This window comes from Wenjunlia vitaminophila DSM 41686 (assembly GCF_000380165.1).
In the GTDB taxonomy this organism is placed as follows: Bacteria; Actinomycetota; Actinomycetes; order Streptomycetales; family Streptomycetaceae; genus Wenjunlia; species Wenjunlia vitaminophila.
Map to the genome: position 1 here is coordinate 75,425 of NZ_KB904636.1, position 21,527 is coordinate 96,951.

The 21,527-nt window shown below is 72.1% G+C and carries 15 protein-coding genes; 5 read left to right on the plus strand and 10 right to left on the minus strand.

Features of this window, described 5'->3' with window-relative positions:
- Window positions 1-145: 145 nt before the first annotated feature.
- From A3IG_RS28395 to A3IG_RS0102940, 3 genes are all read right to left on the minus strand, one after another.
- A complete protein-coding gene (locus A3IG_RS28395; protein ID WP_018382054.1) occupies window positions 146-3,133 on the minus strand; it encodes a beta-N-acetylglucosaminidase domain-containing protein in 2,988 nt (995 codons plus the stop codon).
- A 42-nt stretch (window positions 3,134-3,175) separates the two neighbouring features.
- Window positions 3,176-5,155 carry a glycoside hydrolase family 15 protein gene (locus A3IG_RS31725; protein WP_157862302.1) on the minus strand — a complete coding sequence of 660 codons (1,980 nt, stop codon included), beginning with the start codon at window positions 5,153-5,155 and terminating at the stop codon, window positions 3,176-3,178.
- Between the two features lie 554 nt (window positions 5,156-5,709).
- Complete coding sequence (locus A3IG_RS0102940) at window positions 5,710-5,925, minus strand: response regulator transcription factor (protein WP_051087366.1); 216 nt, start codon at window positions 5,923-5,925, stop codon at window positions 5,710-5,712.
- A 459-nt stretch (window positions 5,926-6,384) separates the two neighbouring features.
- Here A3IG_RS0102940 and A3IG_RS0102950 point away from each other — a divergent pair, with 459 nt between their 5' ends.
- Complete coding sequence (locus A3IG_RS0102950; protein ID WP_018382057.1) at window positions 6,385-7,179, plus strand: nucleotidyltransferase domain-containing protein; 795 nt, start codon at window positions 6,385-6,387, stop codon at window positions 7,177-7,179.
- Window positions 7,180-7,252: 73 nt separating this feature from the next.
- Here the strand turns inward: A3IG_RS0102950 and tpg are convergent, their stop codons facing one another.
- The 6 genes from tpg to A3IG_RS0102980 form a co-directional block, all read right to left on the minus strand.
- Window positions 7,253-7,810 (minus strand): telomere-protecting terminal protein Tpg, encoded by a 558-nt coding sequence (tpg, locus tag A3IG_RS0102955; protein WP_018382058.1) that lies wholly within the window; start codon window positions 7,808-7,810, stop codon window positions 7,253-7,255.
- Window positions 7,811-7,813: 3 nt separating this feature from the next.
- Window positions 7,814-9,931 carry a telomere-associated protein Tap gene (tap, locus tag A3IG_RS0102960; RefSeq protein WP_018382059.1) on the minus strand — a complete coding sequence of 706 codons (2,118 nt, stop codon included), beginning with the start codon at window positions 9,929-9,931 and terminating at the stop codon, window positions 7,814-7,816.
- A 167-nt stretch (window positions 9,932-10,098) separates the two neighbouring features.
- On the minus strand, window positions 10,099-12,708 hold the full coding sequence (locus tag A3IG_RS31730) for a caspase, EACC1-associated type (RefSeq protein ID WP_051087367.1): 2,610 nt from the start codon (window positions 12,706-12,708) through the stop codon (window positions 10,099-10,101).
- Window positions 12,709-12,710: 2 nt separating this feature from the next.
- Entirely contained in the window at window positions 12,711-13,076 is a 366-nt protein-coding gene (locus tag A3IG_RS33540; protein WP_018382060.1) for an effector-associated constant component EACC1, read from the minus strand.
- A 206-nt stretch (window positions 13,077-13,282) separates the two neighbouring features.
- Window positions 13,283-15,316 (minus strand): DNA topoisomerase (ATP-hydrolyzing) subunit B, encoded by a 2,034-nt coding sequence (gene gyrB / locus A3IG_RS0102975; protein ID WP_018382061.1) that lies wholly within the window; start codon window positions 15,314-15,316, stop codon window positions 13,283-13,285.
- A 596-nt stretch (window positions 15,317-15,912) separates the two neighbouring features.
- Window positions 15,913-16,512, minus strand: coding sequence for a CGNR zinc finger domain-containing protein (locus tag A3IG_RS0102980; protein WP_018382062.1), 600 nt, complete (start codon window positions 16,510-16,512; stop codon window positions 15,913-15,915).
- Between the two features lie 83 nt (window positions 16,513-16,595).
- Between A3IG_RS0102980 and A3IG_RS0102985 the strand changes: the two genes are divergently transcribed.
- Window positions 16,596-17,366, plus strand: coding sequence for an MBL fold metallo-hydrolase (locus tag A3IG_RS0102985; RefSeq protein ID WP_026219840.1), 771 nt, complete (start codon window positions 16,596-16,598; stop codon window positions 17,364-17,366).
- A gap of 107 nt (window positions 17,367-17,473) precedes the next feature.
- Here the strand turns inward: A3IG_RS0102985 and A3IG_RS0102990 are convergent, their stop codons facing one another.
- Entirely contained in the window at window positions 17,474-18,280 is an 807-nt protein-coding gene (locus A3IG_RS0102990) for a M23 family metallopeptidase (protein WP_018382064.1), read from the minus strand.
- A 331-nt stretch (window positions 18,281-18,611) separates the two neighbouring features.
- Here A3IG_RS0102990 and A3IG_RS0102995 point away from each other — a divergent pair, with 331 nt between their 5' ends.
- The 3 genes from A3IG_RS0102995 to A3IG_RS28415 all read left to right on the plus strand — a co-directional run bounded on the left by A3IG_RS0102995 (window position 18,612) and on the right by A3IG_RS28415 (window position 21,440).
- Entirely contained in the window at window positions 18,612-19,631 is a 1,020-nt protein-coding gene (locus tag A3IG_RS0102995) for an acetamidase/formamidase family protein (protein WP_018382065.1), read from the plus strand.
- Between the two features lie 143 nt (window positions 19,632-19,774).
- The gene (locus tag A3IG_RS0103000; RefSeq protein ID WP_018382066.1) at window positions 19,775-20,392 is read left to right on the plus strand and encodes a dihydrofolate reductase family protein; all 618 of its coding nucleotides are present in this window, start codon (window positions 19,775-19,777) and stop codon (window positions 20,390-20,392) included.
- A gap of 118 nt (window positions 20,393-20,510) precedes the next feature.
- Window positions 20,511-21,440: a hypothetical protein gene (locus A3IG_RS28415; protein ID WP_018382067.1), complete on the plus strand. Its 930-nt coding sequence runs from the start codon at window positions 20,511-20,513 to the stop codon at window positions 21,438-21,440.
- The last annotated feature ends 87 nt before the right edge of the window (window positions 21,441-21,527 follow it).

Here is a 21,527-nt window from a genome sequence, read left to right on the forward strand (position 1 = left end):
GGCAGCCGAACGGGCGCGACACCACGTCGCCCGGCTCCGGTCCTGACCGTGGGGAAAGCGCCGCACCCGCGGACCACCTCGCCTGGTCGGCACCGTGGCCGGGCCGAACAGGCGAGGTGGCGGGTGGCGGTGGCGCCACGCCGGGTCAGCGCACCCGCAGCGTCACCTGCTCGGTGACGGCGGGGCCGTCGTGCGGGGTGAAGGTCACCGGGACGGTGTGGGTGCCGGGCGCCGTCGCGGTGAGCGTGAGCTCGATCTCCAGGCGTCCACCGCGCCTCAGCAGGACCGGTGAGGACGCCGGCGAGGCGGTGACGCCGGACGGCGGGGTCACCGCCAGCAGCCCCCGCACGTCGGTCGGCCGCACCGCGGACAGGGTCGCCGTCACCGTGGTCGGCGCACCGACCTGCGCGTCGGCGGTGGCCGGCGAGAGCCGCAGTTGGGCGGCCGGGGCGTCCGTGTACCAGGGCGCGACCTCGGCGATGACCGGCGCCGGGGAACCCGGCGTCCACTGCAGACGGATCGCGTCGACGCGGACGCCGTCCGCCGGGAGTTCGGTGAGGCCGCCACTGTCCAGCGAACCGATGGTGCGCCACTCCCCTTCCCCGGCCCGGACCTGTACGGCGGCGGCGCCCGTGCCCACCACGGTCACCCGGTCCAGCGGGCGCTGCTCGGGAAGGTCAACGACGAGCGCGTCACCGGCCCCCGGCGTGGAGGCCGCCCGGTACGTGGTGTCCACGGTGCCGTCCACCACGGACGCCAGCGAGGAGCCCGCGGCCGGGGCGGGCGTGCCGCTGGCCACCGGCTGCGATCCGGTCACCCGGAACTCGCGCACCACCAGCCAGTACTCCTGCCCCTGTGTGGCGCGCAGCCGCACGTACCTGGCAGTGGTGCCGGGCGGCAGGGTCGCCTGGATCTCGGGTTGCCCGGTGTACGTGCCGGCGGTCGTCCAGTTCGTGCCGTCCTGCGAGTACTCGAGCACACCGGAGTGGACGTAGTCGTTGGTGCTGGTGGGCTTGCCCATGTGGATCGAGACGGCGTTGACCGGCTGGACCGCACCGAGGTCCACGCCCACGTAGTCGCCGCGGCCCACCGACGCCGCGGACCAGAAGAAGGTCGAGTCCTGGCCGTCGAGCATGGCGGCCGGCCCGTAGCCCTGGTACGTGGGGAGGGAGGTCATCGCGGAGCCGCGGGTGGAGGGGGTCAGCCAGCGGTCGTTCTCGGCGAGCGCGTCGCTGACGAACTGGTCGAGCACACCGGAGCCGATACTGACCTTGACCTTGCCCCACATGCCGGTGTGTTCGACCGACCTCGCCTTGTCCATCAGCTCCCGGACCTGCTTGCGGTGGGCGAGGGCGCCGACGCCGTCACCGTCGCGCTCGGCAGCCAGCATGCGCAGTGCCGCCTGGGCCGACTGGGCCCAGTACTGGGCGGATTCCAGCCAGGGCCCGGTCTCCTCGACGAAGGCCGGGTTGTGCATGCGCTCGCCAAGGGTGGCCCGTGCCCCCTCGATGACCTTCAGGTAGGCCACCAGTTCGGCGGACGCGCTGCGGTCACCGCGCGCCCCGGCCCGCCAGAACGCGGAAACCTTCTCCTCGAGCACCGGTGCCTGCTTCGGGTCGAGCGTCGAGGAGTACCCCAGGTCGGCCAGCGCGGCGAGGGCGGCTCGGGCCTGCGGGTCGCCACCTGCCAGCTCCGTGATGCTGGCCTGCCAGGACCGTTCCGCGTCGTACGCGGTGTCGTTCCAGGTGTAGTCGGCGACGTTGAAGAGCGGGAGCTTGGACGCCTCGGCCTGGTTCATCGGGTTCGCGGTGATGCCGTGCAGCACCTCGGACAACCCCGGGTCCCGCCCCACGTAGGGGCCGAGGAAGAGGCGGTCGGTCGCGTAGTCGTTGACCGGGTAGTTGTCCCAGACGAGGATCGAGTGCCCGAACACGTCCTTGGCGGCGGCCGCCTGTTCCCCGGTGATCTGCGAGGCGACCACGCCGACACCGGTCCACTCGACGATGACGTCCGGGTCGAGCTTGGTCTTCAGGGCCTCCTTGTACGGGCTCGGCGAGGTGTCGTAGTACTCGGTCGGCACCGTTTGCAGCCGGGCCGCGCCGGGGTGGGTCTCGATGAAGTCCCGTTGTACCGCGTTGACCAGGTGTGCCTGCGCCGTGCCCGCGGCGGCTCCGCCGGTGCCGAACTTCTCCCCGTCCGCCGCGCAATTCCACTTCTGGTAACTGATGTCGTCCAGCGGCACGGCGAAGTCGCGCACCCCGACGTCCCACAGGGTCTGGAACTTCTCGATCAGGGCGTCCTTGTCCTCCTCCGAGCTGTAGCAGACCGAGAGGCCGGGCGAGATGGCGTAGGTGAACCTGACGTGGTTGGCCTGCGACCGTTCGACCAGTTCCTCGATCCGTCCGAGTTCGGCAGCCGGGTAGGGATCGCGCCACTTCTCGCGCAGGTACGGGTCGTCCTTGGGCGAGTACACGTAGGTGTTCATCTTGTGCGCGCCGTAGAAGTCCAGTTGGGACAGGCGTGCCTGATGTGACCACGGCGTGCCGTAGAAGCCCTCGATCGTGCCGCGCAGCGGGAACGCCGGCCAGTCCCGGATGTCCACTCCGGGCACGCTGGCCTGCTGGCCCGGCCCGCCGACGAGCTGGCGCAGGGTCTGTGCCGCGTAGAAGGTACCGGTGGCGTCGCGTCCGTCGAGCGCGACCACGCCGTGGCTGCCGGTGCGGCCGGTGGTGAGCACGTAGCCCTCTGCGGGGAGCTCGCTGGCGTCCCGCGTCCCGACCGCCCTGGCCGCGTCGCGGCCGATGGCGATCACGCTGTCGCCGTCGCCCGCCTGGTCGAGGGTGCTCACCCGTTCGACGTTGGCTATCCCTGCGCCTTCCAGGGCCTGCTGGGCCACGCGCACGGCCGCCGGGTCGGCGTCCTGGTCGGCGAGGACGGCGACCGTGGAGCCCAGCACCACCGGCGGCCCCTGGGCCTCCATGGACCTGGGCACCGGGTAGACGGAGGGCAGCGACGCGGGAGTCTCGGTTCCTGGGGGTGGGGGTGCCTCAGCGGATGACGCGGGCGCTACCGGCCCGCTGGCCAGACCGACGCCGAGCGCGACGGCGGCGGCGACGGTGCGGAGACGGGGCATCGATCCTCCTGGTGAGAGCGGAAAGGTGTGGTGGGTGCCGCGTCAGTCGTGGCACGCTCCCTCGGGCCTGCCGGGCGGGTCGCACGGGGCGGGAGGCACGGGGATGGGTCCGCCGTCGAGCTGGTCGAGGGTGAGCACGAGCAGCGAGTCGGTCCAGCCGAGCGGGACCACGGACGCCGGGTTGCCCGCGGCGTCGATCTGTTCCGGAAGCTCCCCGAGCACGTTGCGGTGGGCGAGCAGCCAGTCCACGACCCGGTCGGCCTTGTCGTCTTCGCCCGTTCCGGCCCAGGCCAGGGCGAAGAAGGCCGTCTCGGGGGTCCAGGTGTTCCGCCACTTCTGGCCCGGGTCGTCGCCCGGGACGACCCCGCCGTTCGGTCGCAGCAGGGCCGCGTAGGTGTCGTCCATGGCCACGGCGAGGTCGTCGGGGGCGGTGTTGTAGGGGGGCGCCAGGAAGGTGACGGCGGAGTCGCGGCCGTGCTTGCCGTCGACCGTGCGCTGGTAGCCGAGCGGCGCGAAGTGTTCCTCGATGCCGTCGGCGAGCCTGGCGGCGGCGGCGCGCCACCTCTCGGCGTCCTGGGGGTGCCCGGTGACCCGGGCGAGGTCGGCGGAGGCGTTCAGGCCGGAGAGCAGGATGGCGGAAGTACTGATGTTGGGGGTGCTGGTGGGGATCTCCCAGTAGTCGGGGGCGGCCGGCGGCAGACCGCGTTCGTCCAGGGAGGCGGCGGCGTAGTCGGCGGCCTTCCGCACCGTCGGGTACAGGTCGCGGGTCAGCTCGGCGCGGTGGGCGCCGGGCGCCGCCTGGTACCACTCCCAGATAGACCAGGGCACCCAGCCGTTGGCGTCGAGCTGCCAGTGCCGGCCGTCGGGCGGGCCCGAGCCGTCGAGCTTGGTGCGTGCCTCCCAGGTGCCGTCGGGGCGCTGGGTGCGGCGGTTGTAGTCGAGGATCCGGTAGGCCTCCTCGTCGTGGCCGGTGCGGGCGAACGCCACCGCGGCGACGCTGGAGTCCCGCGGCCACGAGTAGCTCCAGGCCCCGTGCCAGGCGGCTGCCATGGCTCCGTTGGGCTGGGTGAGCAGCCGCAGCGAGAGCAGCGCCCGCTTGGCCGCGGCCCGCTCCTCGAGGGTCTCTCCGGGCACCGAGCCGGACGCCAGCCAGTCCTGCGACTCCGCGATCTGGGCGGCCGCCCCGGGGTCCCCGGCGGGCACGGTCCTGGGCTCGGTCGCCCCGGCGGGCAGGTAGCGCCAGTCGCCGTTGGGCAGCCGCAGCACGTTGCTGTCCGGTACGTAGGTGGCGCCGTGCGCCTCGAGCGGGGTGATGGCGGCCGTGGTCCGCCCGTTGCCGAGCAGGCCGGCGGTGTACGCCACGAGCTCGCCGGGGGGTACGGACTTGTAGCAGGTGTTGGTCGCCGCGCAGGCCTGGGCGCCGGAGGGGTCGATCGCGAAGGCGAGGTGGGTGGTGGCCCAGGGGTCGGTGTCGTAGGCCTTCCAGCCGCCCCAGTAGGGCACGTCGTAGTTCCACGACGGCAGCGCCCCGGCGAGGGCGCCCTTCCAGCCGTTCCACACCACCTTGCCGGCGGCGTCCTCGGCCTCGACCACGAGGTAGTACTTCGTGTCCGCGGTCAGCTCCGCGTCGACGGGGAACTCGACCCAGCCGGTGCCGGAGCCGCCGAGTTCGGCGATGTCCAGCCGGCTGTCGGCGACGGTGGTGGACTCGTCGGCCACCTCGGTGCGGATCTGGGCGTGGAAGGTGCCGGTGGACGCGTTGCTCGTCAGGTAGGCGCTGACCGTCTCCACGCGTCCTTCGGAGGTCACGAACTCCTGGGCTCCCGCGTGGTCGGAGGCGTTGATCAGGAACAGGGCGTTCGTGGCGATCGGCTGCCTGTCGTAGCCGGCCACGGCACGCGCCGGGGTGGCGGTGGCCACCAGCGTGCCGGTGAGCAGCGAGAGCACGGCTGCCACCAGGGTCGGCCGGCGTCTGGTGCGCCGTGCGGCGAAGCCCATGAGCGACTCCTCACGTTCAGTCAAGTGGTCTACACCAGTTGACCGCAACGCGGTCGCTCACCGGAACGCGCGGTCGTCGATCTGGCCGGATCCGGCCACTCACCCACACGCTTCGTGCCGCCGGCGACGCACGGGGTGCCGTCCGGAACGAGGGCGACCGACTCGCGGCCCCGGTCGCACCGCGCGCTCCACCAAGCTGGCGCCCGGCGCGGCAACCTCACCTCGCCGAACCGCAGTGACCTGCGCATACGCGAACGGGGCCACGATCCGCCGCAGGGCTGTCCAGCACCCCGGGGCCGCACTCGACGGCTCCCGGGGCGGGCGCGGCGCGGGCCGAGCAGTGAGGTCGTCGGCGGGGCCGTCATCGTTGTCGCGCTGGTTCCGTACCGCAGCCACCCGGGCTGGAAGTCGGCCTTGCTGACCCTGGGTTGACGGCCTGCCAGCCCACCGAAGCATTGGTCTGGACCTTCGGTGTGCGCCCGCACGGCCCCGTGACTTCAGGGGTGGTCCGGCCCGCCGTTGCACTCGGCCCGGCGCCGGCTACGCCTACCGGAGCGCGCCCATCGTGCCGTCCCCGCTCACAGCAGTCCCCGGTGGGCGGCCCACACGATGGCCTGGACCGCGGTCCGCATGCCCAACCGGTCGCAGACCGCCTTGGTGCGGCGCCGCACGGTGCGTTCGGACAGGTTGAGCCGGCGGCCCACCGCGTCCACCGACAACCCGTCAGCGAGCAGGCGCAGGACCGAGAGTTCCTGGGACGTCACTGTGGCCGTGGGATCTGTCACCGTGGACACGAATGCTCTCCCGATCGTCGAGTGTGGGATGGCGGATCCGCGCCGGAACGTCGCGGCCCTCACCGGAGTCACCGGCATGAACGCGCTCAGCAGCGCCCGCAGGATCCAACGTCCCCGGTGAGTAAGTCAACCTTCGCGAAGGGACACGCCTCGAAGTCCTGTGGGACTCCAGCGGTCCTGACCGTGCCCCAACACCACGTCGCGCCCCGCGACGTACCTGGGAACGAGAACGAGCGGTAGCTGCTGGACCAGTGGCGCGTCGCCGAGCTGCTCCACCGTCGCCGTGCCCTGGCGAAGGGGCTCGCCGGTCCGGGAACAGCGCGGGCACGGGTGACGGTCGACGTCGTCCAGGTCGCCCGGCAAGGGGTTGCTCCGGCAAAGGACACCCCGGGTGAGGTGTCGATTCCCACCGCGCTACCTGTTACGTTGGCCTGCTTTGCTCCGATCGGAAGGAAAGCCGTGGACGTCCCCTCCTTGCACAGCGAGTTCCTCAGCGAGGCGCTTCCCCGGATTCGGCAGGACGCGCGCGTGGCCGGCGTGGCGATCACCGGGTCCATCGCGGAGGGCCGCTCCGATGCCTACTCGGACGTGGACCTGATCCTGGTCATCGACGACGACGCGTACGAAGCGGTCATGGGGGAACGGCTCGCGCTGATCGGCTCCTGGTCCTCCCTGGTGGCCGGATTCACCGGGGAGCACGTCGGTGAACCGCGTCTGATCGTCACGCTCGTCGGGCCACCCCTCCTGCACGTCGACTTCACGTTCGTGCGCGCTTCCGACATCGCCGCGCGCACCGACAGTCCGGAGGTCCTGTGGGACCGGGACGGAGTCCTGACCGGTGCCCTCGCCCAGCAGCCGCCGACCACTCCGTCGCTCGACCTCCAGTGGGTCGAGGACCGGTTCTGGATCTGGGTGCACTACGGCGCGACGAAGCTCGGCCGCGGTGAACTGTTCGAGACCATGGGTTTCCTCAACTACCTGCGCGAGACCGTGCTCGGCCCCCTGGCCGCCCGCCGGGCGGGCGCACTCCCCCGTGGTGTGCGCCACCTCGAAACCATCGCGCCCGAAGAGGCCCGCGACCTTCGGGCGACCCTGTGCGGCTACGACCGCCACGAGGCCGGACAGGCCCTGCTCGCCGCCGTCGATCTCTACCGCAGGTGGTCCGATGTCGGTGGGGCAGTCGTTGAACGCCGCCACCAGGCCGAGAGGCTCGCCCTGCAGTACCTCCACGACGTCATCGATCAGGGACGCTGACCCATCGGGTCGGGGATCCGGCGGAGCTTCTGCTCATCAGCCTGGCGGCGCCCGGGTGGGTCGGGTAGGGGCGTCAGAAGGAGACGTCGAAGTAGTCGATGTCGGTGATGTCCACCTGGAGGTCCTGGGCACGGGTGCCGTGGTCCTGGAAGTACACCTCCTGGAGTCCCCGGGCGACGATGCCGCGCAGACGGTGGTCACTGGCCCCCTGGTCGTGGGCCTGGAGCAGGGGGCGGGCGTGCTCGGGGGGCAGATGGACCGTCAGGCGGCGCAGGCGCGGGTCGTCGGTGGTGCCGATGGGGGCGGTGTAGCCGAACCGGGCCCTGGTCTCGATGGTGAGGCCGGTGGTGGTGGCGGCCTGCCGGCGACGCCGCGCCCGCACCCGGGGCTGCCACGCCTTGCGCACCTCACGATCCAACGCTTCCCGCAGTGCGCGCCTCGGGCGTTTGCGCTGGCCGGCGAGGTACCGCTCCACCGTACGTCGGGACACCCCCAGGCGCTGGGCGACGGCCTTGGTGGAGCCCTTCTCGGCACGCATCAGCAGCCGGAACTGGGCGAGCGGGGTCTTGGGCGGCTGCCGGGTGAACAGCTCGGTGTCGGCGCGTTCCAGAGCGTCGTCGATGTCCCCCACCGTCTACTCCCCTTCGTCGAGGACGGCGTCGCCGCCCTTGATGTGCCGGGCCGGGTTGTGGCCCTGCTCCATCAGGTCCACCGCCCACGCCATGTCCTGCACTCCCTCCAGCTTCGCCGCGCCCGGGTTCGCGCCGAGGCGGAACGTACCGGGCAGGACGCGGCCTTCCGGCGTGAGGGGGAGGAAGTCCAGCGGGGACCGGCCGGGCGAGGGGTAGACCACGCAGTCGGACAGCACAGCCAGGGGGTACCGGCCCGTCGCCTTGGCCACGTTGGCCATCTTGCGGTGCATGTTCACCCGCGCCTTGGAGATCACCGCCGCACGGATGTCGGGGCGCCAGGTGGGGCGTTCCAGGGCCGGCCACCGTTGGCCGTCCCGGTAGCCACGCCCCTGGGGACGCTCACGCAGTTTGCCGATGCCGCCCTTGACGGTGGACTTGACGGCCGAGAGCACACAGGCCGTCGCCGGGTCCGTCTCCCTGTGCTGTTCCATCGCGGCCAGGAAGGCCCGCTCGTCGACGTCCCTGTCGGTGGGCACTCCGAGGTCGGCCATCGTCGCCAGGTACGCGGTCCTGAGCCGGTCGTGCCACGGATCCAGGTACGCCCCCGTCTCGTGCCGCAGGTACGCCTCGACCGGATCGACCGCGTGCCCGAGCTCGGCCGCGTAGGCGACGGTCGGCGTGGCGTACCACGCCGGACCGGTCGGTCGCTGCCCGGAAGAGGTGAACGGGGACGGCAGCCGCGGGTCCAGGTCGATCCCGGACAGGTCCACCAGCCAGCAGCCGGGGAGCTTCTTGTCGAAGGCGGGTCGGGTGACGTGGGCTGGCCCGCCGATACCGACCGCCAGTCGGGAGGCGGCGGCGAGGAACGCGGTGTTGATGTCGATGCCGACCGCGTGGGGCAGCAGACATTCGGCGTCGTCCAACAGGGCCGGGTCGCGGACCCACTGGTACGCCTCCTCATCCAGGAACTGGTCCTTCGGCCACCCCTGGGCGACCGGGTGCTCCGGCGTCGCCTCCGGCGGCGCGGGATCGACCGGGCAGGTGAGCGCGCCGGGGTTCGGCCCGGAGCCCCAGCCGCCGCTGGCCTCGTCCCGCACCGCCCTGGTCGGCGGGCGCAGCGCGGTCATCAGCTCCAGGCCGGTGACGGCGGTGGAGCCGCGGGGGGTCAGGACACGGGTGGCGTAGACGGCGAGGGCCCGGGCGAGGTCAGCCGGGTGCAGTTCGGTGGCGTTGCTCCAGGCACGGGCGTCCAGGGCGTCCCAGGGCAGGACGGCGAGCTGCACGCACTGGCGCTGCCCGCCGGCGGGCACGGGACGGTACACCCGTGCCCACGGCCCGAAGCCACGCCGGGTGAGCTTCCACTGCCGGCGGGCGAGCTGTCTGACCACCGGGTGGTCGTCCGGCAGCCGCAGCCCCCGACGGTCCTCCAGGTGCGGTGGGAGGCCCAGCCGTTGCGCGGCGGAGGCGGTGATGACGATCAGCGGGTCGGAGTCCCTGCCGTGCCGGTGCAGCCGGGGGGCGCCAAGACCCGACTCGGCCAGCGTCCACTCCACCAGAGCCGGGAGCGTGGTCGCCGGACACGTCAGGACGGTGCCGCCGGCGCAGTACAGGGTGCCGTCGCCGTCCAGGACCCCGAGCGGTCCGTGACGGAACCGCTGGTCCGTCGGGGCCGGCGCCGCGGTGGAGGCGGGGGCGGCCTGGTTCGCCGGGCGGCGCGGCGCCGGCGAGCGCCTGGCCGTGTCCGAGGACTCCGGGTGTGACGCCTCGTCCGTGGCCGTGGACTCCGCCGGGTCAGGGGTGGTGGCCGGAGGCGGGACGGCCGCGGACCCGGTGGGCGCCTCCGGCGGGTCGGCTGGCTGTGCGGCGGGGAACCGGGCAGCGAGGCCCTCCAGGAGCCGGACGTACGCGGCGCGCTTCGGCGGACGCGGCTCCTTCCGGCCGGCCTCCCAATCGGCCACCGTCTCCCGTCGGACCTTCAGGGCCCTGGCGACCTCCGTCTGTGTCAGGCTCCCGGCCTGCCGCAACCGCACGCGTTCCGCGGGCGGGGGCAACACGCCCGCGGCCTGTTCCAACAGCGCGTCCACCGCTGCGAACAGACCCTCCTGCTCGGTCCTGGGCACGGGTCACCTCCTCACCGACGCACGCTAGCAGAACGCTCATGGAACGCACGTGGAACGTACGTGCTCTCCTGTGGGTGGTCCCGGGTGGCGCGCGGGCCGCGACGGCCACGGACCCGACCGGACCACCGTTCGCTTCCGCACCGATCCGGTGCGGGAACACGGCTGCCTCATCCGCGCCGGCGGCGCCTCGAACGGGGGCGTGACGCGTCGGGTTCCGGGGGTGGCGGAACGGGGGCGGGGACGCCCAAGGACGACGCCAGCTCCCGGGCTAGCTCGGGACCCAGCCGCGCCGCGTTGCACTCGAGGGCATACGTCGCGTATTCCCGCAGCCCCGCTCGTACCAGCGCATATACGAAGTCGCGGTACATCTCGGGGAACATCCAGCCCGCGCCGCGGACGACGGCGTGTGCGGCCGCTGTGTGACCGTTCCGGTGCTGGTGGACCAGGAGTTGGACGACCTCGGTCGTTGACGTGCCTCGGACGAAGTCCGCCAGCGCTGTTCCGAGTGGGCCGTCGAGTCCCGCCCCGGACAGCGTGGAGATCACTGCGCTGCGTTCCTCTGCGGGCATGCCCGCCCGCCCCACCATCGCCCGGAGGGCCTCGGCCGACAGTTCATCGACCGAGTCCTTGACCGAGCTGCCTGCCGACCTCAGCAGCCCCCTCAGCGCGGCCGCGTCGACCTGGGCGCCCGCTCTGGTGAGGAGTTCCAGCCTGGTGAGCGCCAGGGCCGGGTCCCGGTGCACCAGCCGTGCCAGGGCCAGCGGCACCAGATCGTGGTCGCCTCCCTGGTGCAGCAGCCGGAGCATGTCGAGGAACTCGGTTACCGGCAGGGCGGCCCACGAATCCACGATGTCGAGGTGCTCGGCGCCCGCGGCCCGCAGCGCGGAGACCAGTCCGATCAGTAGGGAGTCGGCCGTCCCGCGCCGCGCGGCAAGCACCCGGTCCCTGTCCCGGCCCTCCAGGAGCGTCACCAGCGCGGCGACCTCCTCCGCCGGGCGTCCCGCCGCGTCGGTCAGCAGCTGATGGGCATCCAGCGGCCGGCCCATCCCGCGCAGGGCCGCGACCAGGGCGACGGTCTCAGCCGCCGGCCGGCTCAGGGCCGAGCGCCGCAGCAGATCCAGCATCGCCTCGTCCCGCCCCTCGGCGTGCAGCACATCGGCGAGATCGATGACCTGCTCCTTCGGCATGACCGAGGCCGCCTGCGACAGTACGTCGAGCACCCGGTCGCCCATGCCCGCGGCCCACAGCGTCTCGCACAGCGCCGTCAGGGCAGGGACCGTCATGGGCGTCGCGGACGCGGACCGCAGCAACTCCTCGGCGTCGGTCGTGCGACCGGCCTCGTCCATCATCTGCAACACATGCACCAGTTGGGTGGGCCGGGACACGACGGCCGCCCTGCCCAGCAGATAGAGGTCGAGGGCGTTCTCCTTACGACCGATGGTCAGCAGCGCGTCCGCCAGCCGCACTGTCTCCTCCGGTGAGTCGATCACTGCCGCCCGCAGAACCCGCTCGGCGTGGCGGTCCATCTCGGACGACCAGAAGGCCCCCGCCAGTCCGAGGATCGTCTCCGTGGTCCGCGCACGGCGCATCGCGGCCGTCATCAGCCGGTGGGCTTCGGCGGTGTCGCCCGCGGTGTCAAGGGACCTGATCGTCGCCGCGACGTCCTCGGGATCGCGGCGTGCCGCCAGCAACGTCAGCTGCTCCGCGTCGTCACCATCGTCCATCGCGCGCAGCGCCCGGATGCACACGGCGAGATCCTTCGGCTCCCGTTCCGCGCCCGCGGCCTGAAGGACGGTAGCGGCGTCCGTGCCCCGGTCCTCCCCACGCAGCAGCCACACCAGTGCCGCCACCTCCTGGGCGGGACGCAGCGCGGCGGCCAGGGTCAGCAGCTCCTGGGCCGCGGCGGCGTCCTCGTCCCGCAGTCGCGCCGAGTGCTCCGCGATGAGCTGTGGGCGGGCACGGAGCGTGTGGGCGAGGTGCTGGGGCACGGAACGCCGCACAGGAGCCACAGCCTGGGCGGCGGGCCGTGTACGGGCGATTCCGTAGCGGTTGCGCACAAAGGCCAGCGTGCGGCCGGTGTTGCTCGACCGCTGCTGCGGCAAGGGCCGTCCCTTGGCGCGCAGTTCCTCGACGAGATGCTCGTAGATCCTGTCGGCCTCGATCAGCTGGCCTCCGCCCGGCAGCCCCTCGTCCAGGAGGCGGATGAGCTCGCCGGTGAAGGCGGTGTGCTCTTCTCCTGGCGGGGACAGAGCCTGGCGGTTGGCGTCCGAGGCCGTCAGCAGGTACGTCCCCGCGATGCGCGCCTGCTCGGCCATGGTGACAGCGCCGCTCATACCCCCGGTCATGGCTTGTCCGCTGTAGCAGCAGTCCAGGATCGCCATCTTGTTCACCCTGCGGCCCGCGTTGAGGATTTCGCGGCGGACGCCGTCGTAGGCGATGGACGAATAGGGGCGGTCGACGTCGGAGGAGGGGAGGGTGAGCAACAGGCTGTCGAAGTCGGGGTCTATGAGGCCGTGGCCCGAGTAGTACACGAGCAGGGTGTCCGTGGCACGACGCGCTGCGGTGCGGATCGTGTCGAGGACCTGCTCGGCGGACGACGGCTGCGACAGACGCAGGCAGTGGCCGGGTGGCAGCCCCCAGACCGTCGGGTCCTCGAGCAGCTCCGCCAGCCGGGCCACGTTGTTGGCGACGGCCGGGAGGTCGTCGAGCGCGGCGCTGTCGTAGGTGGAGCAGCCGATGAGCACGGCGTACGACGCGCGCGGTTCGGCCAGGCCCACGGTCAACTGCCTCCCGGGGCCGTCCTCTGCGCGTCCGCGGCGGAGAGGGCGTCGACCAGCAGCCGGACCGCTTGCTCCGAGCCGTCCTCCACGGTCACTGAGAGCCCGTCGGACGCCCTGGTGAACGTGAGCACCGCCCGGCTCCTGCGCGCCCTCCGCCAGCCCGCGTACACCAGGGCGAAGTTGGCCAGGCCCACGCCGTGGGTCAGCGTGACGTTGATGACGTCCAGCGCGCCCATGGCGCCCGGCGAGGACTCAGTCACGAGCCGCACGTCAGTGGGTGCGTCGTCGTCCTGGCGTAGCCAGCGGAAGAAGTCCCGCAGGGCGTCCGTGTCATCGGCATCGAGCACGCTGATCCTGAGCAGCATTCCCGGCCCCCGGTTCAGATGGACGGCCCCGCGTTGCGGTGCAGGGATTCCTGGCTGATTGTCCCACAACTCGACACGAAAGACTGCTGCTTCGGGCTGCGACAGGAACAGCGGCACGGCCTGTACGGTCGCGTTGCCGCCCACGCCGCCCCGGAACCCGGACCGGCGTCGGGTCGGGCGTCCGAGGGGCGGGAGCAGGGCTCGGGTCAGATGTCGAGGAAGCGGACGTCCCTGGCGTTGCGCTGGATGAAGTGGCGGCGGGCTTCGACGTCCTCGCCCATCAGGACGGAGAAGAGGTCGTCGGCGACGGCCGCGTCATCGAGGGTGACCCGGCCCAGGACCCGGTGGTCGGGGTCCATGGTGGTGACGCGCAGTTCCTCGGCGTTCATCTCGCCCAGGCCCTTGAAGCGCTGGATGGAGTCGTCCCTGACCCGGTGGCCGTCCTGCCGACCCCGTTCCAGGAGCATGGTGCGTTCGCGGTCGGAGTAGGCGTACTCGACGCGGTCCCGACTCCACTTGATCTTGTAGAGCGGGGGGCGGGAGAGGTAGACGTGGCCCCCCTCGATCAGTGGGCGCATGAAGCGGAACAGGAAGGTCAGCAGCAGGGTGTTGATGTGCTGCCCGTCGACGTCGGCGTCCGCCATCAGGATGATCTTGTGGTAGCGGAGTTTGGCGATGTCGAAGTCCTCGTGCACGCCCGTGCCGAACGCGGAGATGATCGCCTGGACCTCCTGGTTGTGCAGGATCCTGTCGAGACGGGCCTTCTCCACGTTGAGGATCTTGCCGCGGATCGGGAGGATCGCCTGGTACTGCGGGTTGCGGCCGGATCTGGCCGAACCGCCGGCGGAGTCCCCCTCCACGACGAAGATCTCCGACATCGCCGGGTCGTTCGACTGGCAGTCGGACAGCTTGCCCGGTAGCGCCGCCGTTTCCAGCAGGCCCTTGCGGCGGGTCAGGTCACGCGCCCTGCGGGCCGCGACGCGGGCCGTGGCCGCCTGGATGGCCTTGCGCACGATGTCCGCGGCCTCGTTCGGGTTGCGGTCGAACCAGTCGGTCAGGTGCTCGTGGACGATCTTCTGCAGGAAGGTGCGCGCCTCGGTGTTGCCGAGTTTGGTCTTGGTCTGGCCCTCGAACTGCGGCTCGCCGAGCTTCACCGAGATGATCGCGGTCAGGCCCTCACGGACGTCCTCGCCGGAGAGGTTGGCGTCCTTCTCCCGCAGCAGCTTCTTCTCCCGCGCGTAGCGGTTGACCACGGTGGTCAGGGCCGCGCGGAAGCCCTCCTCGTGGGTGCCGCCCTCATGGGTGTGGATGGCGTTGGCGTAGGAGTACACGCTGTCGGTGTACTGGCCGCTCCACTGCAGCGCGACCTCGGCCGACAGGAGCCGTTCGGTGTCCTCGGCGGCAATGGTGATGACCGACGGATGGACCGGTTCACCCTTGCGGGCGTTGAGGTGGGCGACGAAGTCGGTGATGCCGCCGTCGTAGCGGTAGGAGACCGTCTTCGCCGCCGGGTCCGAGTCGGCAGCGTTGGCCGCGGCCGTCGCACGCGCGGAGGGCCGTTCGTCGGTGAGGGTCAGGGTGAGCCCTCGGTTGAGGAAGGCCATCTCCTGGAAACGCCTGGCCAGCGTCGCGAAGGAGTACTCCGTGGTCTCGAAGACGCCGCCGTCTGCCCAGAACGTCAGGGAGGTGCCCGTCCGGGAGGTGGCCTCGTGACGGGCCAGCGGGGAGGCGGGAGCACCGTCCTTGTAGTCCTGCGTCCACCGGTGGCCGTCGGTCCAGATCTCCACCGACAGCCGGGTCGAGAGCGCGTTGACCACCGACAGGCCCACTCCGTGCAGACCGCCGGAGACCGCGTACCCGCCGCCCCCGAACTTCCCGCCCGCGTGCAGCACGGTCAGCACCACCTCGACGGCCGGCCGCCCCTCCACCGGGTGGGTCCCCACCGGGATGCCACGGCCGTTGTCGACCACCCGCACCCCGCCGTCGGCCAGGATCGTCACGTCGATCCGGTCGGCCACCCCCGCGAGTGCCTCGTCCACGGAGTTGTCCACGAGCTCCTGCACCAGGTGGTGCAGCCCCCGCTCGCCCGTGGAACCGATGTACATCCCCGGCCGCTTGCGCACCGCGTCCAGGCCGTCGAGAACAGTGATCGCGTTGGCGTCGTACGACGCCGTCCCGGCGTGGCCGGGCTGCTGGGAGTGGGGAACACCGCTGGCGGTGCGTGTGTCGCACGTGGTCACGGAGACGCTCTCTTTCGGGCATGGCGGACCGCGCTCCCACACCGCGGTGCGGGAGCGGCCGGACGGCTGGCGGAGACAGGGCAGGCAGCCCAAACAGGGCCCGGAGGCTCGTCAGCCTCGGGACCCTTGACTGCCGGGACGCCCTCCAGAGTACCGGAGTCGCCCCTCGCCAGAGGGGCGAGAACACCTCCAGACGTCGCCGAGCCGCCCTCATGGCTCCCATGACGATCCCCCCTGCCTCAGTGCCCCGAAAATGCGGCAGAGAGCCATTCAAGGGCCTTCTTGACGCCTTGCCGCCTCGTGTGCCAGGCACTATTCCTGGGCGTGACCCTCCGCAGTCACCCGTCGCGCCGCGCCAGGCCACCGACCCCCGACCTCCCGCAGAACCCCGCCCCGATGGAGGGCGCTGATGGGGGTGGCATCCGGCGTCTCCGGCTGCCGCTGGTCGACGCCGCCGGTGAGCTGTTGGGCGTGACGGGTGCTCGGTCCCGGAGGCGCGGGGCACGGGTGAGGACCCGGCGCCAGGTGCCGTCCCTCCGCCGTCGGGGGAACAGGTCGTGGAGCGGTCATGACGGTACGGGCGGCGACAACCCCGGTCAGTCGGCCCTGGCCTCGATGCGCCGGGCGTACGCCCGGGCCGCGCGGGCGCGGTCGCCGCAGCGTGTCGAGCACCAGTGGCGGCGCCCGGCGCGGAGCAGGTAGCGGTTGCACGGTGGGGAGCCGCAGGCCGTGAGGCGTGCGGCATCCGGACCCGTGAGCAGGTCCGCGGTGTCGGCGGCCAGGGCGCCGAGGGCGTGATCGACGATCTGGTCGGTGGGGTGCGGAGCAGCACGGTGCAGGCCGCGGACCTCGTCCCAGTGCAGCGGGGCGGCGGTGGGGACGCGGGTCAGCGCCTCGTTGACCGCGGCGAGGGCTTCCCGTGGGGCGGGGGTCCGGTCGATCCGGGAGGCGAGCAGCGCCCTGACCTGCTGGCGCAGTGCCCGCATCCGTGCCGCGCACACCTCGTGGAGTCCGGCGTCCGCCGGGGCGAGGCCGCGTTCGGCCAGCCACCGCCCCGCGGACCTCGGTGTGCCGAGGAGGTCGAGGAGGCGGCCTCCGGGGAGGGCGATGACGCTGTCCGCGAAGTCGAGTGCGGGGTACTGCTCTGCGCCGGGCGCGGGCGGCGGCGCCGGTTGGGCGTTCGCGGTCTCCTCCATGGTTATCACGGTACGGCTTGCCGTTATCCGTGACAAGGAGCTATGCTCACGGATAATCATCTTTCTATCCGTGAGGTTTACTTGTGGCTACCGCAGGCACTTCCCGCGAGCCGGTCCCCGTACGCGTTGTCGGCGGCCCGACCGCCCTCATCGAGTACGGCGGGGTGAGGTTCCTCACCGATCCGACCTTCGACGCCCCGGGCGACTACCCCCTGGGTGACGGGCGAGCCCTCACCAAGACGGCCGCTCCCTCCGTGGCCCCCGGCGACCTGGGCCGCATCGACGCGGTCCTGCTGTCGCACGACCAGCACCCCGACAACCTCGACCGCTCCGGCCGGACCCTGCTCGCCGATGTCCCCCTGGTGCTGACCACCCCCAGCGGCGCCGGCCGCCTGGGCGGCACCGCCCGAGCCCTGAGTCCCTGGGACACGGTCGAACTGGACCGTCCGGGCGGGGGCACCGTGACCGTCACGGGCGTGCCCGCCCTGCACGGACCCGAGGGAGCCGAGGAGGTCGTCGGTGAGGTGGTCGGCTTCGTGCTGACCGGAGTCGACCTGCCGACGGTCTACGTCAGCGGGGACAACGCCTCGCTGGACCTGGTCAGGGAGATCGCCGACCGTTTCGCACCGGTCGACACCGCCGTGCTCTTCGCCGGTGCCGTCCGCACGGCCCTTCTCGACGGCGCGCTGCTCACGCTCGACAGCGTCCAGGCCGCCGAGGCCGCACGGATCCTCGGTGCTCGCCGGATCGTCCCCGTCCACTTCGACAGTTGGGCGCACTTCACCGAGGGCCGCAGCGCACTCGTGGACGCCTTCACCGCCGCGGGGTTGGTCGACCGCGTCGAGTTCGACTGATCGGACAGCCGTGGGGGGTTCCGCTCCGGCTGCTCCCCGTCATGCGCCCTGCCCGGGGCCGGGCGCGTGACGGGGAGCGGGGCACCCGCTCGTGGAGCCGGGCCCCATCAGCAGTTGGGGATCACCGTTCCGTTGTTGTCCCTGGCCTCGTCGTTGCCCCAGCGGGAGAGGTAGTAGGCCGATACCCACTGGTTGGCCGGGCCGACGTCGAGATCGGTCTTCAACCACCAGTGGTTGTAGTTGCCGCTGCCGTCCCTGATCTCGCGGCCCCACGCCTTGCAGAACACGTAGTTCGTGCCCGCGTACAGCGTGCCCGTCTGGGTGGTGCTGGTCGGCGAGGCGTAGCCGGGGGCGTTGGCGAAGGTGTCCACCCAGTACTTGCCCGTCCCCGAACAGCCGTTGTCGCTGGTCAGGTACTTCTGGTAGTAGGAGCCCGGGTAGGGGGCCAGGGACTGGCCGTTGATGTGGATGGTCTGGCCCACGCCGTTGTAGAGCTGCTCGTAGTGGATGTGCGCGCCGGAGCTGTTGCCCGTCGATCCGGTGCTGCCGATCTGCTGTCCCTGGGACACGCCCTGCCCGTGGCTGATCGCGAACGACGAGAGGTGGAGGTAGTAGGTCTTCCATCCGCCGCCGTGGTCGATGACGACGTAGTTCCCGGCGCCGCCCGCCTCGTAGTAGCGGTACGCCGTGCCCGAGGCGGAGGCGAGGACCGGGGTGCCCGCGGTCGAGCCGCCGTCGGAGCGGACGAAGTCCAGCGCCAGCCGGACCTCGGCCGAGTGGTGGCTGTAGGTCCAGGTCTGCCCGCAGGGGTAGGGCGCCTTGAAGTTGGGCGCCGCGTGTGCGGGTGGTGGTGCGAACAGCAGGCCCGCCAGGATCGCGGCCAGGCCCACCAGGACGGTACGCAGTCGTCGCATCAAACCTCCTGGGACAAGGGTCTGTTCGTACGCAACGACAGCGATGGTAGGCGGAGATCCATCAATCTGGCGCGCTCATGTCAGGCTTTTTTTGATCTCGTACCGTTCGGGCGACGCCGTCGAGGTCCGGGACGAGCCGTCCGCGGCGACCCCGGGTGGAACGGACCCTGGGAAACGATGCGTTGGGGCACGATGGCGGGAACGCACGGACCGACCGACGCGTCTGTTCAGGCGTCGGTCCTGGCCCTAGCGACACCGACACCGACGACACCACTGGCGCCGGCACCGTCCCGCGTGGCCGGCGCGGAAACATCCTGCGAAGGGACACCCCGTGAGCCTGCCCGACCCCGTCTCCCTGAGGCCCGCTGCGGACGACTACGCCTACACCTTCGGCGGCCGTCAGCCCCTGGTCACCGTCCAGCCCGGAACCGTGGTCGAGCTGAGCACCGAGGACTGCTTCGGCGGCAACGTACGAGGCGTCGGCGACCTGCCCAGCCAGGTGTGCACCTTCCCGTACCTCAACCCGGTCACCGGTCCCGTCATGGTGGCCGGCGCCGAACCCGGCGACACCCTCGTGGTGCACTTCGTGGAGATCACCCCGGCCCGCGACTGGGGCGTCTCCAGCACCTTCCCCCACTTCGGGGCACTCACCACCACCCACAGCACCGCCATGCTGCATCCCCCGCTGGAGGAGCGGGTGTGGGTGTACGACGTCGACGTACCGGCCGGCGTCTGCCGGTTCCGGGCACGTCGCGGTGACTTCACGGTGGAGCTCCCCCTGGACCCGATGCACGGCACGGTCGGCGTCGCACCAGCCGGCGGGGAAACCCTGATGTCGATCACTCCGGGCGCCCACGGCGGCAACCTCGACACCCCCGAGATGCGTGCCGGGACCACGGCCTACTTCGGGGTCAACGTCCCCGGCGCCCTGCTGGCCATCGGCGACGGCCATGCCCGGCAGGGCGAGGGGGAGGTGTGCGGGACGGCGGTGGAGACGGCCATGCGCACCACCGTCATCGTCGACGTGGTCAAGGGCGGCGCCCCGGCCTGGCCCCGGCTGGAGAACGACCGCTTCCTGATCAGCACCGGTTCCGCACGGCCCCTGGAGGACGCGTTCCGGATCAGCCAGCACGACCTGGTCGGCTGGACCCGCGACCTGCTCGGCCTGGAGGAGCTCGACGCCTACCAGCTCGTCAGCCAGGCCGGGCTGGCACCGGCGGCCAACGTCTGCGACACCAACTACACGATGGCCGCCAAGCTGCCGAAGGGCCTGCTGGGCCGCGTCCGCGCCTACGACGGGGTGCACGATCGCCTCCGCGAGAGCGCCGCGGCGTACCTGCGCGAGCGGTGAGAGCGGGCGCGAGGTGGTCCAGGGGTGGCGGGAGCGAGCCCAGGGGAGGAAACACGATCTGGGGGCTGCCGCACCGATGAGTTCGGCTGGCCGGGAGAGTCTCACAGGTGAGAGAACCACCAACGACGTCTCGGGGAGCCCGCATGAGGAAGGTCATCGCACAACTGTTCATCTCACTCGACGGAGTGGTGGAGGCGCCTGACCAGTGGCACTTCTCCTACTACAACGAGGAGATGGGGGCGGCCGTGGACGCGGTCCTCGGTGCGACCGACACGTTGCTCCTCGGCCGCAGGACCTATGACACCTTCGCCGGGGCCTGGCCCGAGCGGGAGGCAGCCGGTGGGGAGGACGCCCCCTTCGCCAAGGCCCTCGGCGACGCCCGGAAGATCGTCGTGTCGAACCGGCAGCTCGCGTTCACCTGGCGGAACTGCGAGCAGCTCAGGGGCGATTTCGCCGAGGCGGTCACGGCGGTGAAGAACGAGTCGGGCACCGGTCCCATCGCGGTGAGCGGCTCGGTGTCCGTGGTCCGCCAACTGCTGGCCGCGGGGTTGCTGGACGAGTTGCACCTGATGGTGCACCCGATCGCCGTCCGGAAGGGGATGCGGCTGTTCGAGGAGGACGAAACTCCCGTCCCGCTGGCGCTCATCTCCTGCGAGACCTTCCGGACCGGGGTGCTGAACCTCGTCTACGCCCCCGCGGGGGCACCTGCCGAGGGGACCTACGACGACGCCAAGGTGCACCTGTCCCAGCCCGCGCCGTAGGCCGGGGCGTGCCGGCGGTCGCCCCGGGCCGAACGTTTCTGGACCACCGGCGTCGAGAGTCCAAACATACGTCACATAGGAGGGCATAAGGAGCATAAGACTCGGGTAGGGCAAGGAGGTGGACGTCGATGCGGACGCTGCCGTTGACGAGCTGTACGGGCTCGCCCCGGGCGACTTCACCGCTGCCCGGGACGAGTGCGCGACGGCCGCCCGTCGGCGTGGCGACCGCGCGCTGGCGCGGCGGATCGGCCGCCTCCGACGCCCGACGTTGGCGGCCTGGGCCAGCAATCTCCTGGTCCGCGAGCGCCCCCGGGAGGTGGCGTCGCTCCTGCAGCTCGGCGAGGCGCTGCGGCGGGCACACCGCGAGCTGGACGGGGAGCGGTTGCGTGCCCTGTCCACGCGGCAACACCAGGTGGTCGCCGCGCTCGCCCGTCAGGCCGGGGAACTGACCGCCCGGGCGGGGCGGCGGATCAGCGAGGGCACCCTGCGCGAGGTGGAAGGGACCCTGCACGCGGTGCTCGCCGACTCCGACGCCGCCCGCCAGTGGGCCACCGGCCGCCTGTCCGCACCGCTGGCCGCCCCCGCTGGCCTGCCGCCGACCGCGGAACCCACGGGACGCGCCCGCACCGGTGGGGCGCACCGCGGCGTGGCCGAGCCGGCCGGGTCGGACGCCGACGTCCGTGGCCGTGAGCGGCGCGAGGGACTCGCGCGGGCCCGGCGGCAGGCGCGGGATGCCGAGCGGGACCTGCACGCCCGCGAGCAGGAGGAGCGCGCCGCACGACGCGAGCTGAGCGGCGCGTCACAGCAACACGAGGACCTGCGGCAGCAGATCGCGGACCTCACCACACGGCTGGCGCGGGCCAGGGACGAGCTGCGGCAGGCCCGCCGGCGGGAGCGGGAGGCGCGTGAGCGAGTGCGGCGTGCCGACCGGGAGGTGGACAGGGCGAGGAGCCAGGCGGAGGAGGCGGCCCGGACGGTGGAGCGGCTCTCCGGTGCGCCTGGCGCGGCGACGTCCCCCGGCCAGCGCGCGGGGGGCCGTGCACGCTGACGGGTGACCACGACGCCCCGGCTTGCTGACCGCGGGCCCGGTCGGCACCGCGGTCGTCGCCCCCCCGAGGAACGTCCACGCCGTCCA